The 18,212-nt window shown below is 74.6% G+C and carries 17 protein-coding genes; 11 read left to right on the forward strand and 6 right to left on the reverse strand.

Annotation, left to right across the window (positions count from 1 at the left end; all coding sequences use genetic code 11):
• Positions 1 to 84: 84 nt before the first annotated feature.
• The 3 genes from O7626_RS30860 to O7626_RS30870 all read left to right on the forward strand — a co-directional run bounded on the left by O7626_RS30860 (position 85) and on the right by O7626_RS30870 (position 2,850).
• A complete protein-coding gene (locus O7626_RS30860) occupies positions 85 to 1,455 on the forward strand; it encodes an endo-1,4-beta-xylanase (protein WP_278066393.1) in 1,371 nt (456 codons plus the stop codon).
• Positions 1,456 to 1,531: 76 nt separating this feature from the next.
• On the forward strand, positions 1,532 to 2,158 hold the full coding sequence (locus O7626_RS30865) for a LysE family translocator (RefSeq protein WP_278064543.1): 627 nt from the start codon (positions 1,532 to 1,534) through the stop codon (positions 2,156 to 2,158).
• Positions 2,159 to 2,388: 230 nt separating this feature from the next.
• On the forward strand, positions 2,389 to 2,850 hold the full coding sequence (locus tag O7626_RS30870; RefSeq protein WP_278064544.1) for a hypothetical protein: 462 nt from the start codon (positions 2,389 to 2,391) through the stop codon (positions 2,848 to 2,850).
• A 116-nt stretch (positions 2,851 to 2,966) separates the two neighbouring features.
• On the opposite strand, the gene O7626_RS30875 is transcribed toward O7626_RS30870, so the two are convergent.
• Both O7626_RS30875 and O7626_RS30880 read right to left on the reverse strand, forming a co-directional pair.
• The gene (locus O7626_RS30875) at positions 2,967 to 3,590 is read right to left on the reverse strand and encodes a DedA family protein (RefSeq protein WP_278064545.1); all 624 of its coding nucleotides are present in this window, start codon (positions 3,588 to 3,590) and stop codon (positions 2,967 to 2,969) included.
• Between the two features lie 130 nt (positions 3,591 to 3,720).
• Positions 3,721 to 4,200: an NUDIX domain-containing protein gene (locus O7626_RS30880; protein WP_278064546.1), complete on the reverse strand. Its 480-nt coding sequence runs from the start codon at positions 4,198 to 4,200 to the stop codon at positions 3,721 to 3,723.
• Positions 4,201 to 4,367: 167 nt separating this feature from the next.
• On the opposite strand from O7626_RS30880, the gene O7626_RS30885 reads away from it, so the two are divergent.
• From O7626_RS30885 to O7626_RS30910, 6 genes are all read left to right on the forward strand, one after another.
• Complete coding sequence (locus tag O7626_RS30885) at positions 4,368 to 5,414, forward strand: L-dopachrome tautomerase-related protein (RefSeq protein WP_278064547.1); 1,047 nt, start codon at positions 4,368 to 4,370, stop codon at positions 5,412 to 5,414.
• A gap of 189 nt (positions 5,415 to 5,603) precedes the next feature.
• Entirely contained in the window at positions 5,604 to 6,845 is a 1,242-nt protein-coding gene (locus O7626_RS30890; protein ID WP_278064548.1) for an ATP-binding protein, read from the forward strand.
• The gene (locus O7626_RS30895) at positions 6,835 to 8,001 is read left to right on the forward strand and encodes a hypothetical protein (RefSeq protein ID WP_278064549.1); all 1,167 of its coding nucleotides are present in this window, start codon (positions 6,835 to 6,837) and stop codon (positions 7,999 to 8,001) included. The genes O7626_RS30890 and O7626_RS30895 overlap by 11 nt, the downstream gene beginning before the upstream one ends.
• Positions 7,971 to 8,654 (forward strand): response regulator transcription factor, encoded by a 684-nt coding sequence (locus O7626_RS30900; protein ID WP_278064550.1) that lies wholly within the window; start codon positions 7,971 to 7,973, stop codon positions 8,652 to 8,654. Before O7626_RS30895 ends, O7626_RS30900 begins: the two co-directional genes overlap by 31 nt.
• 166 nt (positions 8,655 to 8,820) lie before the next feature.
• On the forward strand, positions 8,821 to 9,744 hold the full coding sequence (locus O7626_RS30905; RefSeq protein WP_278064551.1) for a hypothetical protein: 924 nt from the start codon (positions 8,821 to 8,823) through the stop codon (positions 9,742 to 9,744).
• 150 nt (positions 9,745 to 9,894) lie between these two features.
• The gene (locus tag O7626_RS30910; RefSeq protein ID WP_278064552.1) at positions 9,895 to 11,076 is read left to right on the forward strand and encodes an AI-2E family transporter; all 1,182 of its coding nucleotides are present in this window, start codon (positions 9,895 to 9,897) and stop codon (positions 11,074 to 11,076) included.
• Between the two features lie 298 nt (positions 11,077 to 11,374).
• Here the strand turns inward: O7626_RS30910 and O7626_RS30915 are convergent, their stop codons facing one another.
• Positions 11,375 to 12,001: an NADPH-dependent F420 reductase gene (locus tag O7626_RS30915; RefSeq protein WP_278064553.1), complete on the reverse strand. Its 627-nt coding sequence runs from the start codon at positions 11,999 to 12,001 to the stop codon at positions 11,375 to 11,377.
• A gap of 121 nt (positions 12,002 to 12,122) precedes the next feature.
• Here O7626_RS30915 and O7626_RS30920 point away from each other — a divergent pair, with 121 nt between their 5' ends.
• Positions 12,123 to 13,004 carry a helix-turn-helix domain-containing protein gene (locus O7626_RS30920; protein ID WP_278064554.1) on the forward strand — a complete coding sequence of 294 codons (882 nt, stop codon included), beginning with the start codon at positions 12,123 to 12,125 and terminating at the stop codon, positions 13,002 to 13,004.
• Positions 13,001 to 13,414, forward strand: a complete 414-nt coding sequence (locus O7626_RS30925; RefSeq protein WP_278064555.1) for a VOC family protein — start codon at positions 13,001 to 13,003, stop codon at positions 13,412 to 13,414. Before O7626_RS30920 ends, O7626_RS30925 begins: the two co-directional genes overlap by 4 nt.
• 27 nt (positions 13,415 to 13,441) lie before the next feature.
• Here O7626_RS30925 and O7626_RS30930 read toward each other — a convergent pair whose 3' ends face one another.
• The 3 genes from O7626_RS30930 to O7626_RS30940 all read right to left on the reverse strand — a co-directional run bounded on the left by O7626_RS30930 (position 13,442) and on the right by O7626_RS30940 (position 17,961).
• Positions 13,442 to 13,897, reverse strand: a complete 456-nt coding sequence (locus tag O7626_RS30930) for a nuclear transport factor 2 family protein (RefSeq protein WP_278064556.1) — start codon at positions 13,895 to 13,897, stop codon at positions 13,442 to 13,444.
• A gap of 93 nt (positions 13,898 to 13,990) precedes the next feature.
• Positions 13,991 to 14,749 (reverse strand): YafY family protein, encoded by a 759-nt coding sequence (locus O7626_RS30935; RefSeq protein ID WP_278064557.1) that lies wholly within the window; start codon positions 14,747 to 14,749, stop codon positions 13,991 to 13,993.
• 95 nt (positions 14,750 to 14,844) lie between these two features.
• Complete coding sequence (locus O7626_RS30940; RefSeq protein WP_278064558.1) at positions 14,845 to 17,961, reverse strand: AfsR/SARP family transcriptional regulator; 3,117 nt, start codon at positions 17,959 to 17,961, stop codon at positions 14,845 to 14,847.
• Positions 17,962 to 18,212 lie beyond the last annotated feature (251 nt).

Here is an 18,212-nt window from a genome sequence, read left to right on the forward strand (position 1 = left end):
ACGACACACCCCACCCCGCCCCTTCCCGGACCCGAGAGGCAACAGGAAATGAGTGACAAGACCGTCCCTGACCCCAGACGCCTGATGGCAAGGCCCGGCCCGCGCGCCGCACTGGTCTCCCTCGCCGTCGGCGTCCTCGCCGCCGGCGCGGCCCTCACCTTCGCCGGCTCCGCCAGCGCCGCGACGACGCTCGGCGCGTCGGCGGCGGAACGGGGCCGCTACTTCGGCGCGGCCGTGGCGGCGAACAAGCTCGGCGACAGCACCTACACCACGATCCTGAACCGCGAGTTCAACAGCATCACCGCCGAGAACGAAATGAAGATCAACGCGACCGAACCGCAGCAGAACCAGTTCACGTTCGCCAACGGGGACCGGATCGTCAACCACGCCCTCAGCCGGGGCTGGAAGGTCCGCGGCCACACGCTCGCCTGGCACTCGCAACAGCCCGCCTGGATGGAGAGCATGTCCGGCAGCGCGCTGCGCCAGGCCATGCTCAACCACGTCACCCGGGTTGCCAGCTACTACGCCGGCAAGATCGACTCCTGGGACGTGGTGAACGAGGCGTTCGACGACGGCAACAACGGCGCCCGCCGCGACTCCAACCTGCAACGCACCGGCAACGACTGGATCGAGGCCGCGTTCCGGGCCGCCGACGCCGCGGACCCGAACGCGAAACTCTGCTACAACGACTACAACACCGACAACTGGACCTGGGCCAAGACCCAGGCCGTCTACCGCATGGTCCAGGACTTCAAACAACGCGGCGTACCCATCGACTGCGTCGGCTTCCAGTCACACTTCAACGCCGGCTCCCCGTACAACAGCAACTACCGCACCACCCTCTCCAGCTTCGCCGCTCTCGGCGTCGACGTACAGATCACCGAACTCGACATCGAAGGCTCCGGCACCACCCAGGCCAACACCTACCGCAACGTCGTCAACGACTGCCTCGCCGTCGCCCGCTGCAACGGCATCACCGTCTGGGGCGTACGAGACTGCGACTCCTGGCGCAGCGGCGGCACCCCCCTGCTCTTCGAGTGCAACGGCAACAAGAAGCAGGCGTACGACGCGACGCTCAACGCGCTGAACAACGGCGTGACCCCGACCAACCCGCCGACCAACCCGCCCACGAACCCGCCGACGAACCCGCCGACGCAGGGACCGGGCGGCTGCTCCGCGACGGTGTCGCTGAACTCCTGGAACGGCGGCTTCGTGGCCACCGTACGGGTGACCGCCGGCTCGTCCGGCACCAACGGCTGGTCGGTGGGCATGACACTGCCCTCCGGCGCCACCGTCACCAACGCCTGGAACGCCAACCGCAGCGGCAGCAGCGGAGCGGTGACGTTCACGAACGTCAGCTACAACGGCCGGATAGCCGCCGGAGGGTCGACGGAGTTCGGCTTCCAGGGCACCGGCAGCGGTACCGGGATGTCACCCACCTGTAGCGCCAGCTGACCTGACCAAGCACAGCCCGACCGGTGCGGAGGACCACTGTGGTCCTCCGCACCGGCGTCTGTGCGACGATCATCGGATGCCCGTCGACCAACACCTGCTGCTGGCGTTCACCCTGACCACGATCGTCGCAATGGTCACGCCCGGACCGGACATGCTCTTCGTGCTCGGTTGTGGGATGCGCGGCGGCTCCCGCGCCGGGCTGCTCGCCACCGCGGGGGTGGCGACCAGCGAGGCGGTGCACGTGGCCGTGGCGGCGGCCGGGCTGGCCGCGCTCTTCGCGGCGGCACCGACCGCGTTCGCGGTGGTCCGGATCGTCGGTGCCGCCTACCTGATCTATCTCGGCGTGCAGTTGATCCGGCACCGCCGGGACACCCCGGCCGAGCTGCCGACCGGCGGGCTGTCGGGCCGGAAGGCATACCTGAGCGGCCTGCTGACGAACCTGCTCAACCCCAAGATGGTCACCTTCACGATCGCGTTCCTGCCACAGTTCGTCAGCCCGGAACTGGGGCGGGTCTGGCTACAGTTCGTCATCCTCGGCGCCATCCTGATCGGGCTGGAGTTCCTGGTGGACGGTGCCGTCGGCGTGTTCGCCGGGCGGATCGGCGGCTGGCTGCGCCGCCGGGCGGCCGCGCGCCGCCGCATCGACACCGCGACCGGCGGGATCTTCATCGGCCTCGGGGTGCGGCTCGCCGTCGAGCGGTGAGCGGCACCCGCCCGGGGCGAGCGGGCCTGGCGCGGGCGGGGCCGGGGCTGGCGGATCCGGCGCGGGCAGGCCCGGGGCGGGCGGGGCCGGGTGTCGACTTCGCGAGGTGCGACAACCGGCACGTCGCGGGTTTCCCGCCGCTTCGTCCGGGTAGCACCGTGTACCGGTCACGGTGCGCGTCGTACCGGCCACCGGCGCGCGCCCGGCTCGGCGACCCGGAGGGAGTCCAGGTGACGGATCGACAGTGGTTGCGTGCCGGCTCGACGGCGGCGGTGCGCGGCGCCGCCCGGGGGGTGGTCGCCGCGATGGCGATGTCCGGCTTCCGGCAGGTGACCACCGGCCTGGGACTGGTCCGGCGTACGCCGCCCGAGCACGTACTCCGGCAGACCGCACCCAGCCTGTTCCGCCGGATCCCGGTGGCCCGTCGGCAGGCGCTCGTCGAGCTGCTGCACTGGGGGTACGGCGCCGGCGGCGGGGCGATCTTCGGACTGCTGCCCCGAGGGGTGCGGCGGCTGGCCTGGACCGGCCCGGCGTACGGCTTCGTCTTCTGGGCCATGTTCGAGGGGGCTCTCGCGCCCCTGCTCGGCATCGACGAGCGCCGGCACGGCGCCCTGGAGTCGTCGGCGCTGCTCGCCGACCACCTGCTCTACGGCATCGTGGTCGCCGCCTCTCCCTGGCCGCTCGGCGACTGATCCGGCTCGGACCGGTACGGCGCTGATCCGGCTCCGGCCGGTCCGTCGCCGGGGCGACCGCTCGCCCGGTGACGGCCGGCTGCACCGGACGGGCCGGGCTGGCCAGGATTCGCCGGTCAGGGCCGCGCCTCGCGCCGTGCCTGGCGACGCCGGCGGATCAGCCACCACGCCGCCAGGCAGAGCACCACCAGCGCGGCGAGGCCCGCACCGGCCTCCCCGAGATGGTCCTCGATCCGTCGCCAGGAGGCGCCGGCCAGATAGCCGACCAGCACCACCGCGCCCGCCCAGGCGGCGCCGCCGAGCGCGTTGAAGAGCAGGAACCGGCGGTACGGCATCCGGTTCATCCCGGCCAGTGCCGGCACCAGGGTCCGGAGGACGCCGACCCACCGTCCCAGCAGCACCGCCAGCGGCCCGTGCCGGGCGACGAACCGCTCGGCCCGGCACCAGCGCCGCTCGCCGATCCAGCGGCCGGCGCGACTGCGGCGCAGCGGCGGGCCACTCCAGCGGCCGATCTCGTAACCGACGCTGTCCCCGGCGATGGCGGCGACGGTGGCGACCACGATCATCGCCAGCAGGCTCACCCGGCCGGTCGCGGCGAGTGCTCCGCCGAGCAGCAGCGCGGTCTCGCCCGGGAGTACCAGGCCGACGAACGCGGCGGACTCGCCGAAGGCGAGCCCGCCGACCACCAGCAGCGCCGCCCAGCCGGAGAGCGCGGTAAGGGTGTCGATGACGCCGTCCACGCCTGCCGCCGGTCAGCCGCCGGCTGCCGGCCGGCGGCGGGCGGTCGGGTCGGCCGGGGCGGTCTCCACCCGGCCATCGTGCCCGACGAGATGCCGCGAAACGCTGCGATTGCCGCGACTGGTACCGCCGCTACCCGGCCGACTCGTCGAGGTGACCGGTGGCCCGGAGCACCGCCCGAGCGAACCGGCTGATCGGCAACGTGGCGATCTCCGTCCGGTCGAACCACCCGGCCGCGCCGATCTCGTCCCCGTCCGGAAGCGGCGTACCGGCGACGATCTCGACCTGGTAGACCGCCGTGACGTACGCGGCCCGGTCGCCGTGCGGATAGATCACCTCGAAGTCCGGCCCACCCAGTACGTCGAGCAGCCGCACCACCCGCACCTCGACCCCGATCTCCTCCCAAGCCTCGCGTACGGCGGCCTCGGCCGGGGACTCGCCGGGCTCGACGGCGCCGCCCACCAGACCCCATCCGTCGGTGTGCCCGCGGTGGCGGACCAGCAGCAGCCGGCCGGCCGGATCGACCGGCAGCACCGAGGCGCTGGGCAGTAGCAGCAGTTCGGTGGGCCCGACGGCGGCCCGCAGCCGGGCGATGTGCGGCGGAATCGGCATGTACGTCACGGTAGGCGTTGCCCGCCGCCGGCCGGCCGAGCCAAGCCGCGACACCCGCTCGGGCCGCACCGCCGGAATCGACAGCCGCTCGGGCGCACCGGATCACGGCGACAAACCTCCGATCGAAACGGACTTTCCGGGGCTTGTCGGGCGATAGGCTCGGCAGCGTGCGCCCCACCATCCAGTCCGATCCCCGGCTGCGGCCGGTCACCGCCACCGACCGGGTCTGGACCGGCGTGACCACCACCGGCGACGGCCGGGTCTTCGTGAGCTTCCCGTCCGCCGACGGCCCCGGCATGCAGGTCGGGGAGGTGGTCTCGGACGGCCGGATCCTCCCCTATCCGGACGCGGGCTGGAACGAGGTACGCGACCGGCCCGATCCCGAGGGCGCCTTCGTGCACGTCAACGGGTTGCGGATCGGGCCGGACGGGAACCTGTGGATCGTGGACGCCGGCAGCCCGGGGATCGGGCTGCCGGTCGTACCCGGAGGTCCCCGGCTGATCGTCGTCGACCCGCACTCGGCGACGGTGGTCCGCGGCTACGACCTCGGCCCGGCGCTGCGGCCGAACAGCTACGTCGACGACGTGCGGTTCAACGGCCGGATGGGCTACCTGACCGACGCGGGGGCGCCCGGACTGATCGTGCTGGACCTGGCGACCGGGGCGTGCCGGCGGGTACTCGACGGGCACGCCAGCACCGTCGCCCGGCGCCCGTTGCGGGCCGACGGAGAGCTGCTGCGCGACGCGCACGGCCGGGAACTGCGGATCCACGCCGACCAGTTGGAGGTCTCCCCGGACGGCCGGTACCTGTACTACCAGCCGGCGTCCGGGCCGCTGCACCGGATCGAGACCCGCTGCCTCGACGACCCGGGGATCCCGCCCGAGATCGTGGCCCGGCAGGTCGAGCCGTGGGTGGACACCCCGACCACCGGCGGTACGGCGATCGACGCGGCCGGGGTGATCTACCTGAGTGACGTGGACCGACGGCGGATCCTGGCGATCGGCCCGGACCGCCGGATCGAGGTGCTGCTCGCCGACCCCCGGCTGGTCTGGGGCGACGCGCTCTGGCTGGACGGCGCCGGCCAGCTCTGGATCCCGGCCGCCCAGCTGAACCGCACTCCGGGGCTGGCCGGCGGCTCGTCCAGCGTCGACTACCCGGTGTGGATCTACCGGATGCCGGTGGGTGCCGTGCCACCCGCCAACGACCACGCCTGATTCCGCCGGACCGCGCCGACATCCGTACGGGTGGCGCCGCGCCCCGATCCGGGTAACGCCGACCCCCGACACGGGTCGCGCTGACCCCCGTACGGCTGTCACACTGACCCCCGTCCGGCCGTCACCGTGACCCCTGTTCGGTGGTCGGTCGCGCGGCGGCGGTGGAGCGACGGGAGGGTCGGGGCACACATGTCTGCCTTTTCCGCCACCGGCTCCGCCACCGGCTCCGCCACCGGCGCCCCGGCCAGCGGGGTCGATCCCGCACCGGCCACCGCCGAGATGCCGGCGGCCAGCGCGCTGAGCTGGGTCTACACCGTCTTCCCGGCCCTGCTCCGGCTCACCTGCGGGCTGGCCTGCGCGGTGCCGGCGCTGGCGGTGCGCACCCCGCCGGTGCGGACCCCGCTGCTGGTCGCCGTGGTGGGTCTGCTGACCGTCTGGTCGGTGTGCTTCGCCGTCCTGGTGGTCCGGTGGCGGCGGCCGGGCCCGGCGATCGCCGTCGACCTGCTGCTCACCGTCGGCACCTGCCTGCTGATCCGGGATCTCGTCGCCACCGAGGTACTGCCCGGCGAGGTGAGCTGGGTCGCGATCCAGTCCAGCACCTCGGTGATCGTCGCCCAGTTCGTCCTGCCGGCCACCCGCTCGGTCCCGGCCGGGCTGCTGGTCGCCGCCGCGTACGGGATCGGCGCGCAGTTGGCCGGCGACGACGCCGAGGCGCTCGGGCACGCGATCACCCTCGCCGTGCAGACCGGCTCCGCGGCCGCACTGGCCGGGGTGGCCCGGCGCAGCAGCCGGCTCGCCGACGCCGCCTTCGCCGCCTACCAGGAGACCGCGCGGGCCGCCCTGACCGCTCGGGCCGCCCGGGCCGCGGAGCGGCAACAGAACCGCGACCTGCACGACACCGTCCTCTCCACGCTCACCGTGGTCGGTCTCGGCGCGGTCGCCGGGCGGTCACCGCTGCTGCGTGAGCGGGCCGCCGCCGACCTGCACACCCTGGCCGCGCTGGCCGGCAACAGGTCGACGGCCGGCGCCGGGCCGGCGGACGAGGTCCGGCTGGTCGCCCTCGACGAGCGGTTGCGTGCCCTGCTCGGCCGGCTGCCCGAGCTGCGGGTCGGCGCGGAACTGGAGCCGTGCGCCGTGCCGGCCCCGGTCGCCGAGGCGGTCACGCACAGCACCGGCGAAGCGCTGTCCAATGTGCTCCGGCACGCGCCCGGGGCGACCGCCTCGGTGCGGCTGCGCCGCGACGGCGACACCGTCGCGGTCGAGGTGGTCGACGACGGGCCGGGCTTCGACCCGGCCACCGTCCCCCGGCACCGGTACGGCCTGCGCGAGTCCGTGCACGGCCGGATGGCGACGGTCAGCGGCCTGGCCGAGGTGGACTCCGCCCCCGGCCGGGGCACCCGGATCCGGCTGGAGTGGTCCGATGTCGGCTGACCTCCACGGCGGTGCCGCGGGCACGGTCACCGCCACCGTCGAACGCGGTCCCCGGATCGCCGCCGTGCTGATCGCCTTCGGCTGGCATCTCGCCATCAACCTGCCGGCGGTACTCGGTGCCTGGTCGCAGTACCGGCTGCCCTGGCTCGTCGGCACCGGCTGGCTGGTCTTCGGCGCGGTCGGGGTGGTCGCCTCGGTCAACCTGCTGCGCGGGAGGCCCTCGCCGGCCTGGCCACTGGTCGGCGTACTGCTCGCGGTCGACGTGCTGGTCTTCGCCTGCGTACCGGGCTCGCTGGTCTTCGACTCCGCCAACTTCGGCTGGGCGACGCTGGGCTGGTTCGTCCTGCTCCTGCTCTGGGGCCGGCGGATCCCGGCCCTGGTCGCGGTACTCGCGGTCGGCGCGGCGATCGCCCTGGTCGGGGTAGTCACGCTGCGTGGCACCGGTGCCGCCGACCTGAGCCGGTACGCGATGGCCGTCTACGGCAACGCGACGCTGCCGATCGCGATGATGGTCGCGGTAAACCTGCTCGGCACCCTCGCCGGCAGCACCGCGCGGGCGGCGGCGGCCCGGACGGCGATCGAGACCGAGCGGGCCGCCGCCGGCCGGATGCACCAGAGCCGCCGGGACCGGCTCGCCGCGCTGGACCGGACCGCCGGGGCGATCCTGACCGACCTCGCGCAGGGCCGGGCCGACCCGGCGGACCCGGGCGTGCAGCGCCGGTGTGCCCTGGAGGCGTCCCGGCTGCGCCGGCTGATCGCCGAGTCCGACGACGTGCCGGACCCGCTGCTGCACGAGCTGCGCGCCTGTGTCGACGTGGTGGAACGCAACGGGCTGCCGGTCGACTTCGTGGCCGTCGGCACGCTGCCGCCGCTGCCGGTGGAGATCCGCCGGCAGCTCGCCGAGCCGCTGACCAGCACCCTGGCCGCCGCGACCCGGTGGGCCCGGCTGACCGTGGTCGGCCAGCCCGACGAGGTGGTGGTGAGCCTGACCACCCCCGGCACGTCCACCATCGTCACCGACCCGGCCGGCGCGGCCGACCCGGCCGGGCCGGCCGTCGGTGCCGACGGCGACGCGGTCACCGGCACCGACGTCGAGTACGTCTACGAGGAGAACGAGGAACTGGTATGGGTGCAGACCCGGTGGCGGGCGGCATGACCCCGGAACGGTCGCGGATCACCGTGGCGATCGTCGACGACCACCCGGTGGTCATCGAGGGGATCCGCTCGTGGCTGGCCACCGAGCCCCGGCTGGCGGTGGTGGCGACCGGCGAGGACCCCGACACGGTTCTCGCCGCCGGCCAGCCGGCCGACGTGATCCTACTCGACCTGCGGCTGCGCGGCCGGATGGCGATCGACAAGGTGACCGAGCTGAGCGGTGCCGGCCGCCGGGTGGTGGTCTACTCCGAACACAGCGACCCGGAGACCATCCTGGCCGTACTCGACGCCGGCGCGGTCGCCTTCCTGGCCAAGCAGGAGGGGCGGGAGCACTGCGTGGACACCGTGCTGGCGGCGGCGAGCGACCGGCCGTACGTGCCACCGGCGCTGGCCGGGGCGATCGTCGGCGACCGGCGCACCGGCCGGCCGGTACTGTCCGAGAAGGAACGTGAGGCGCTGCTGCTCTGGTTCCAGTCGATGTCGAAGGCGTCGGTCGCCCGCCGGATGAACATCAGCGAGCACACCGTCAAGCAGTACGTCGACCGGGCCCGGATCAAGTACGCCAGGGCCGGCCGGCCGGCACCGACGAAGGCGGCGCTGCTGGCCCGGGCGATCGAGGACGGGCTCGTCCGGGCCGACGAGATCGGCAACTAGTTCGGTCCCCGGGTCGCCGGTGCGGGACCGTAGATCCAACGGTTACCGCCCAACCGTTGTCCGTGACTCAGCCGAGCGTCCGACCCCCCAACAACCGTCGTGACAGCGGATCGGAAGTCCGCCAGCCTATGAGGTACGACGTCCCGTACCCGGGAGGCCCTCCCCCATGACCGAGAACGCGTCCCCGTTCTTCATCCGGCCGCACCGTTTCGACGACCCGGACCAGGACGACACCTACTTCCCCCGGCTCGACTGGCACCGCCGGCTGGTGCTGGACACCGACGAGCGGGTGCTGTGGCGTGACCGGGTCGAGGTGGCCGGTTACCTGCTCGCCCCCGACGCCGGCCCGGACGAGTTGGCCTGGTCGCTGCCCCGGCCGGCCGAGGTGACCGTCACCGACCGCCGGCTGACGTACGTCTGCGGCGACTGCCACATCGGACCGGCGCCCGCGCCGCGGCTCGCCGCCCGGCACCGGCGCCCGGTCGGCCCGGTCGGCACCGGGGTGGTGACCGGGCAGATCCGCTGGCAGTGGCCGGCCGGGCTGCGCATCCTCGCCGCCGGCACGGACCCGCGGACCGCACCGGGCAGCACCGACGAGCGCCTGCTCGTGGTCTGCGACGCGGTACGCGCCATCGGCCGGCCGGCGCTCGCCCTCTCCGGCGGCCCGCTCGACTCGCCGCAGAGCGTACGGCGGCTGGCCACCGTGATCCGGCGGGCGGTGGCCGGGTTCCGGCTCGCCAACCCGGCGATGGTGGAGCTGGCCCCGCCGGAGTGGGACGCGCTGCTGACCCGGGCCGGGCTGGCGCTGCACGCCGACGCCCTGGCCGATCCCCGGCGCGGCGTCGACCTGCCCGGATCGCTGCCGGTCGAGTTCGCGCACCGCGACGACTACTACCGGCGCGCCCTGCGGCACCGGAACCTGCCGGCACCGAGCCGCAGTGCCGCCTCGCCGACCGGCAACTCGGCGGCGCCGGGTGCGGGTTCGTCGACACCCGGCCGGAACGCGTCGCCGTCGGGGCGGAACTCGCCGGGCCGGATGCCCGGCGGTTCGCCGACCCGTTGGCCGGAACGGCAGCCCGGCCCGGCCTGACCCGACCGTCCGCCCTCGCCACGTCCTGCCGGCCTGCCGAACCGACCGCGCGCCCCGTCTCCGCCGTAACCGAACAGATCGACCCACAGCGGCAGGTGTCGCCCGGGTTCCGGGCGGGTATCCGTGCGCCGGGGTCGACAGGAGGCGGATATGGGCAACGCGGCCGACCGGCCGGACGGGTACGGCGGGCGCCCTGGTCAGCTACTCGACCGTCTTCCCTGGTTGGTGCGCTGGGCGGTGCTGGCCAGCCTGTGCCTGCTGGTGCTCACCGCCGGGGCGTACGTGCTGGCGCAGATCGCCACCCGGCTCGCCCCGCTGAGCATCGCGCTCGCGGCCACCCTGTTCCTGACCGCGCTGCTCGACCCGGTGGCCAGCCGGCTGCGCCGGTACCGCTTCCCGCCCGCGCTCGCCGCACTGGCCACCGTACTGCTGCTGCTGGGGTTGCTCGGCGGCGCCGTACTGCTGATCTGGCGGCTGACCGCCGACCAGTTCTCCGACCTGTCGAAACAGCTCGACCAGGGGCTGGAACGGACCCGGGAGTTCGTCACCGGCGCGCTGCCGATCAGCCAGCAGCAGCTCGACAGGCTGACCCAGCAGGCGGTCGGCGGCGTGCAGAAGGCGGCGCCCGACCCGCTCAGCGGCGCGGCGACCGTCGCGGAGGCGCTCGGTGGCCTGCTGCTGGTCCTGGTGCTGCTGTTCTTCCTGTTGAAGGACGGCCGCCCGATGTGGCGGTGGGTGCTGGACCGGGTGGCCGGGCGGCACCGGGCCCGGACGGCGGCGGCCGGCCGGGCCGGCTGGCGGACGCTGGGCGCGTACACCCGGGGCACGATGATGATCGCCGCGATCGACGCGATCGGCATCGGGATCGCCCTGGTGGTGCTCCGGGTGCCGCTGGCCCTGCCGCTGGCGGTGATCACGTTCCTCGGCGGCTTCGTGCCGATCATCGGCGCCACCGTCGCGGGCGGGGTGGCGGTGCTCGTCGCGCTCGCCGCGAAGGGTCCCACCACCGCACTGCTGGTGCTGGCCGCGGTGATCGCCGTGCAGCAGACCGAGGGGAACCTGCTCGAACCGCTGATCATGAAGCGGCAGGTCCGGTTGCACCCGGTGGTGGTGCTGCTGGCGGTCACCGCCGGCACCCTGCTCGGCGGCATCGTCGGCGCCTTCGTCTCGGTGCCGATCACCGCGGTGCTGTACCGGACGATCGACACCATAGCCGCGGACCGGCTCGCGACGAGTCAGGGCGCCGCGGCGGACCGGGACCCGGCGGGAGGCGGAGACCGGGCGGACCCGGCGGCGGCTGACGGGGAGGGTCGGGACGGCTCCGGTCACTGATCACTGACCGGTGCCGGCTCGGGGGCGCGTCGGGCGCGTCGGGCGCGTGCGCGGCGATTCCCGGGAACAGGACCGCGGGAGGACAACCTCGCACGGAGACTGTCGAGCTGGGCGCACGGACGGGGCACCACGCGCGGACCAGCGCCTTGCGGTCACTCGCAGTTGGGCGCACGGACGGGGCAGCTCGACAGTCTGCGCGCGGAGGTATCCCGCCCGCCGGAGCCCGCGGAGGTATCCCGCCCGCCGGAGCCCGACAAGGCTGGCCTGGCAGCGGGCCAGTTGCCGAGGCAGGGCCGGCTTACGGCGCGCCGAGCTGCCGGTGCAGTTCGGCACCGTCCAGGTCGGCCAGGTAGACCGGGGTACCGGGCTGGTGCCGGCGCCCCTCGGCCAGCCGGCCGGCATCCACCGGCTCGTACCCGACCTGCTCGATCAGGTCGGCGACCCGCCGCTTGGCGGCCGGGTCGTCACCGGAGACCGGGACGCCGTAGCGGCGCTGTGCCGAGGACTGCCTGCCGTACTCGCGCAGGTGGTCCCAGCGCATCGTGTTGAACGCCTTCACCACGTGCGCCTCCGGCAGGTGTTGCTGGAGCAACTCGCTGGAGGTGGTCCGGTCCTGGTCGAGCGCCGGATCCCGGCCGTCCCGCTCCGGGTAGTAGTTCCCGGTGTCGATCACCGTCCTGCCCGCCATCGGCTCGGCGGGCAACTCGGCGTACCGGCCGACGGGTACCGAGACCACCACCACCTCGCCGAACCGGGCCGCCTCCGGCACGGTCACCGGGCGCACCCGCTCGCCCAACTCGTCGGCGAGCCCCCGGAGGGTGTCCGGCCCCCGTGAGTTCGCCACCGCCACCTCGTGACCTGCCCTGCTGAACAACCGGGCCAGCGTGCCACCGACGTTCCCGGTGCCGACGATGCCGATCCGCACGTTCCTCCCCCTTCTCCACCGCCTGGGCGCCGAATTCCCGGCCGGCCACCGGACAAACACCCGCCCCGGGGTCCGGACGGCGGGCATAGGCTGGTCGGACCCGTCGGGAGGAGGTGGCAGGGTGACGACCGGACCGAGGTCGGAGTTCGTCGGGCGGCGCCCGGCGCCCGCGCTGCGGCCGTACCTCGCCGGGTACGTCGGCTACCGGGAGAGCGGCGTTCCGCCGGGGCGGCACCGGGGGCTGCCGTCGCCGTACCTGACGCTCATCGTCACCCTCGACGATCCGCTGGTGGTGGCCGCCCATCCGGACCCGGCCACCCCGCCCGGCCGGTACGACACCCTGCTCGGCGGCCTGCACACCGCACCCGCCCTGATCACGCACCCCGGGCAGCAGTCCGGGATCCAACTGGCGCTGCACCCGCTCGGTGCCCGGGCGCTGCTCGGCCTGCCCGCCGGGGAACTCGCGCACACCGACGTCGACGCCGGCAACGTGCTCGGCTCCTTCGCCGACGAGCTGCGGGACCGGTTGCGGGCCGCCGACGGCTGGGCCGGGCGGTTCGCGCTGCTCGACCGGCTGCTCACCGCACGGCTCGCCCCGGACACCCCGCTCCCGGCCGAACTCGTGCACGCCTGGCGGCGCCTGCGGGCCAGCGGCGGCCGGGTGCCGGTGACCGAGCTGGCCCGGGAAACCGGCTGGAGCTCCCGCTATCTGGGCCGCCGCTTCGACACCGAGATCGGGCTGAGCCCCAAGCGGGCCGCCCGGGTGGTGCGGTTCGACCGGGCCCGGCGGCTGCTCCGGCGCGGGTCCGCCACCGGCCGGCCCGGCGCGCTGGCCGAGCTGGCCGTCGCGGCGGGCTACTACGACCAGGCGCACCTCGACCGGGACTTCCGGGCCTTCGCCGGCTGCCCGCCGAGCCGCTGGCTGGCCGAGGAGACCGCCGGTGGCGAGTTCCGAAACGTCCAAGCCGGGGCGGCTGCCGGGGCGGCAGACTCGGCGGCATGACAGTCAACTCGCCGCCTCCGCCGCAGGTCTGGCCCACGCTGAGAGCCCGCGACGCCCGGGGGCTGATCCGGTTCCTGGTCGACGCGTTCGGTTTCGAGGAGGTGATGGTCAGCGCCGACGGCGACCTGGTGCACCATGCCCAGCTCCGCTGGCCGCCCGGCGGCGGCATCATGCTCGGCTCGGTACGGGACGACCCGGCCGACCCGTGGCCGGTGCAGCCGGGCAGCTTCGGAGCGTACGCCGTCACCGACGAGCTGGCCGAACTCTATGGCCGGGCGGTCGCCGCCGGTGCCGAGGTGGTGCGGGAGCTGCGGAAGACCGACTACGGCACGCAGGAGTTCCTGGTCCGTGACCCGGAGGGCAACCGCTGGTCGTTCGGCACCTACCGGGGCGAGCCGGTCCCCTCCTGACCGACCCGCCCCGCCCCCGCCTCCCGGTTACGCCGCGCTGTAGGTGAGGCAGTGGTCCAGACGGACGCTGTCGTCGTGGCTCCAGTACTCGACGATCCGGTCGCCGGCCACCCGCAGGATGTCGACCCCGGAACAGGCCACGATGATCCGATGTGGACAAGGCGTCTCCGGGTCGTCGCCGGCCCGGACGAGCTGCCACCGGCCGGCGATCAGGTCCGGCCCGATGATCGGCCCGACCTCGACGGCGAGCCGCGCGTCCGGACAGTTGGCGTGCCGGCCGGAGACCCAGGCGACAAGCGCCTGCCGGCCCCGGACCCGCTCCGGCGAACCACCGGGCACCGGCAGGTGGGCCAGCACCGTGGGCGCGAGGATCTCCTCGACGAGCGACCGGTCGCCGTTGCGCAGCGCGATCCAGTTCTGCCAGAGCATCGGCCGGGAGTCGACCGGGACCACGACCGAGCTGTGGTTGGTGTTGATGGTCATCGCGAGAGTCCTCCCGTGGGCGGTGATCCGGCCCGCTCCGGCGATCGGCCGACGGAGCGGGCCGGCCTCGTCACCCACCATTCTCGACGCCGGTCAGGACAGCATCCTGTCCGCTTTTCTCGGCGAATCCGCTCGTCCGGGCAGCCGCAGCCGGGTCGCCGGCAGGTCCACACCGGCCCGCCAGGCCGGCTCGACCGGCCGGGGCGGCGCGGTCTCGTTGGTCGGCGCCGCCCGGCGCACCCGGTCCAGCCGGAAGCCGCGCACCTCCTGCCGGAGCCGGCACCAGCCGACCAGATACCAGAGCCGGCCGGCACCGAGCAGCTCCACCGGCTCGATCAGCCGGTGCGAGGTGGCGCCGTTGCGGTCGACGTACTCGATCGCCAGCACGGTGCGGCTGAGCAGCGCCTCACCGGCGGTCCGGAGCACCTGCCGGGCCGGTGGTGCCGCCGCCGGCTCCGGCTCCAGCGCCGCCAGCCGGATCCGGCCGGCCAGCTCGGCCACCGCCTCCACTCCGGACGGCGGCATCACCGCGAGGATCTTGTGCAGCACCGAGCGTGCCGCGTCGAGGAACGGGGTGTCGGCCATCGTCTCCAGCGCCACGGCGGCGACGACCGCCTCGCGCGGGGTGATGTTCACCGGCGGCAGCGTGTAGGCCCGGTCCAGCACGTAGCCGCCGCCCCGGCCCAGCTCGGGATAGATGGGCACGCCGGACTCCTGTAGGGCGCCGATGTCCCGCCTGATCGTGCGCGCGTCGACCTCGAATCGGTCGGCGAGCCACCGTGCGCTGCGCGGTCGGGGTGCGACCGCACGCAACTCCTCCACCAGGGCATAAAGCCGATCGGTACGGTTCACCTGCCAAAACTACCGATCCGGTACGACGTTTCCGGGTGTAAGGAAGGGCCCCCGCATATCGTTTTTTGTTGTAGCGGGGGCCCTTCCTTACACCTTCAGGAGCCGCTGTTCACCAGGGGCGTGTCGGCCAGCCGCAGTACGATCCCGGCCAGTGCCGGGGTACGGGTGTCCCGGGGGTCGCTGAGCAGACCGGCCCAGAACCGGGCGTCCCGGGCCGCGTCCCCGGCACCGGTCTCGTCGTACGCCCGGGCGAGCATCTGCAACGTGGCCGCCTGCGCCGACGGCATGCTCATCTCCTCGAACGTCCGCACGCACCGGCGCAGTACGCCGACCGCCGCCTCGGCCCGGCCCTCGCCGATCCAGCTCACCGCCAGGTCCCGGGCCAGCCCGGTGGCCCAGGGGCGGTCACCCAACCGCACCGCCAGGTCGTGACTCTGCTGGAGCCGGTGCACCGCCTCGGCCCGCCGGCCCAGGCAGACCGCCGCCGAGGCGAGGTGCCGCAACGCGGCCAGCAGCACGTACCGGTCGTTGACCGTACGCAGCAACGCCACGGCCCGCTCCGCGGCGGCGTACGCCAGCGCCGGCTCGTCGCGGAGCAGCCGGGTCACCGCGAGCGCGTTCAGGCAGCGGGCGGTGACGATCTCGGCCGCACCCAGCTCGTCGGCCTCGGCGACCGCCGCCTCGTCGACGGCCAACGCCTCGTCCAGCCGCCCCAGCCCCCGGTACGCCGCCGAGAGCACCGGCGCGGCCAGCAGGGCGCCCAGCGGGTCCCCCTCGGCCCGGAACAGCGCCACCGCCCGCTCGGCCGTCGAGGCGGCGTCCTCGGCGCGGTTCTGGTAGTCGTAGAGCACCGCCTCGTCGCTGAGTACGCAGGCCAGGCCGTGCCGGTCGGCGAGCCGCTCGTAACGGATCCGGCCCTCGCGCAGCCGCTCGGCGGCGCCGGTCAGGTCGCCCCGGGCCAGTCGCAGCAGCCCGAGCACGAAGTCGGCGCGGGCCACCGTCCGGTCGTCGCCGATCCGCTCGGCGGCCTGCCGGGCCAGCCGCTGCACCGCCTGGAGTTCCGTCCAGTGCCCGTGCACCCAGCAGAACGGGGCGAGCCGCTCGGCGAGGTCGATCGCGGCCCGCTCGGCACCGCACTCCGGGGCGAGCCCGAGCAGGCCGGTGAGGAAGTCGAGTTCGGCCGCGAACCAGCCGAGCGGGTCGGCGGCGACCCGTTCGGCGGCGCGCGCCGGGCGTACCCCTTCGGCCGGCTCCGTCAGGCGGGCCCAGGTCAGGGTCCGGGGCAGCCGGCGGGCGGCGCTGCCGACGAGCGTCGCTGCCGCCGCCACCAGCCGGCGCCGCGCCGCCGCCCGCCGACCCGGCTGCCCGGCCGGTTCGGCGGGGGAACCGTTCGGGGCCGGTGTCCCGTCGGGGCCGGCCACCGTCCGAAGTGGTCGGTCGGCGGTGGCGGCGAGTTCCTCGGCGTAGACCCGGAGCAGGTCGTGCAGCCGGTAGCGGGGCTCGCCGCCGTCGGCCGGCCGGGCCACCTCCAGCAGGCTCGCCTCGACCAGCTCGTCGAGCATCCGGTCGGCGTCGGCGCTGTCCAGCAGTTCGGCGACCGCCCAGGCCGCGAAGGAGACCGGGCCGAGCGAGCCGAGCAGCCCGAACGCCTCCCGGGTCGGCGGGGAGAGCGCCTGCACGCTCAACGCCAGGCTGGCCCGGACCTGGAGGTCTCCGGCGGCCAGTTCGTCGAGGCGCTGCCGCTCGTCGTCGAGGCGGTCGGCGAGGATGGCCAGCGGCCACGACCGGTTGGCGAGCCGGGTGCCGGCGATCCGGACCGCCAGTGGCAGGTTGCCACAGGCGGCGGCGATCCGGGCCGCCTGGCCCGGCTCCTCGGCCACCCGTTCCGGGCCGACGACGTCGGCCAGCAGTGCCCGCGCCTCGTCGTCGGTGAGCGGGCCGACCGGCAGGTGCCGGGCGTCGATCAGGCCGCTGAGCCGGCGCCGGCTGGTGGTCAGCACGGCGCTGCCGGGAGTACCCGGGATCAGCGGCCGGACCTGCGCGGCGGTGGCGGCGTCGTCGAGCACGACGAGCACCCGCCGGTCGGCGAGCCGGGCCCGGTAGGCGGCGGCCAGCGCGGAGAGGTTCTGCGGCAGCGCCGAGCCGGGTACGCCGAGTACCCGGAGCAGGTCGGCCAGGACGGCGGCCGGATCGCGGGGCGCGGCCGAGGCGCCGGCCAGGTGTACGAAGAGCTGCCCGTCCGGGAACCGGTCCCGGATCTGGTGTGCCACCGTCACCGCCAGGGCGCTCTTGCCCACGCCCGGCTGGCCGGAGACGGCCACCACCGGCACCCCGCCGCCGGTCGGGTCCAGCATCCGCTCGATCCGCTCGATGCCGGCGGCCCGGCCGACGAAGCCGGGCAGGGCCGGCGGCAGCTGGCAGACCGGGAACGGGGACCGTGCGACGGGCTCGGCCCGGCTGCCGGCCGGGTCGACCGCCGGCTCCTCGCCGCGCAGGATCGTCTGGTGCAGCCGGCGCAGCTCGGGTCCCGGCTCGACGCCCAGTTCGGTCACGAGGACCTCCCGGGCCCGCTGGTACGCGGCCAGCGCGTCGGCCCGGCGCCCGGCCCGGTACAGCGCCACCATCAGCTGGCCGTACGGCCGTTCCCGCATCGGGTGCCCGGTCACCAGCTCGTGCAGTTCGGTGAGTACGGTGGCGAGGTCGCCGCCGCTGCGCAGGTCGGCGTCGACACAGTCCTCCTGGGCGCCGACCCGTTCGAGTTCCCAGCGGGCGAGTTCGGGTTCCAGCGTCGGCACGGTCAGGTCGGCCAGTGGCCGTCCCCGCCACTGCCGCAGCCCGAGCCGGAACCGTTGCGCCGCCAGCGCCGGGTCGCCCGCGGCCAGGGCCGCCCGCCCGGTGGCCACCTCGCGGCGGAACACCAGCACGTCAACGTCGTCGGTCGCCACCCGCAGCAGGTAGCCGTCGCCGCGGTGCTCGATGGCGACGTCGGGCAGCCGCTCCCGCAGCCGGGAGACGTAGGTCTGCAGGTTGGAGGCGTACGAGGCCGGTGGGCGGTCGCCCCAGAGCGTCTGCACCAGTCGGTCGACGGTGACGAGTCGGCCGGCGCCGACCAGCAGCGTGCCCAGCACGGTGCGCTGGTGCCGGCTGCGCAGTACCAGCTCGGCGCCGGAGTCCGCGCAGACCCGCAGCGGGCCGAGCACCCCGAACTTCACTCGCCGTCTCCTGATGGCCGCAGGCGAATCACGGACATGAAACCGTACTACGGTGTCTGCCCAGCATGCGGCGGTGGATCGGCCCGGTCCCGGCGTGGCGTGTGGCAATCGTGTGGCAGTTGTGTGGCGGGCATCCCCAAGCTGCTAGAGGCCCGCGGGGGGCGGGCCGGTCACGGGGGTCGGCGTTCGGAGGGAATCCGGTGCCGGGGAGAGCGTCTCCGGCACCGGATCGAACGCCGGGCACCCGAGCC

The sequence above is a fragment of the Micromonospora sp. WMMD1102 genome (assembly GCF_029626265.1).
Taxonomy (GTDB): domain Bacteria; phylum Actinomycetota; class Actinomycetes; order Mycobacteriales; family Micromonosporaceae; genus Plantactinospora.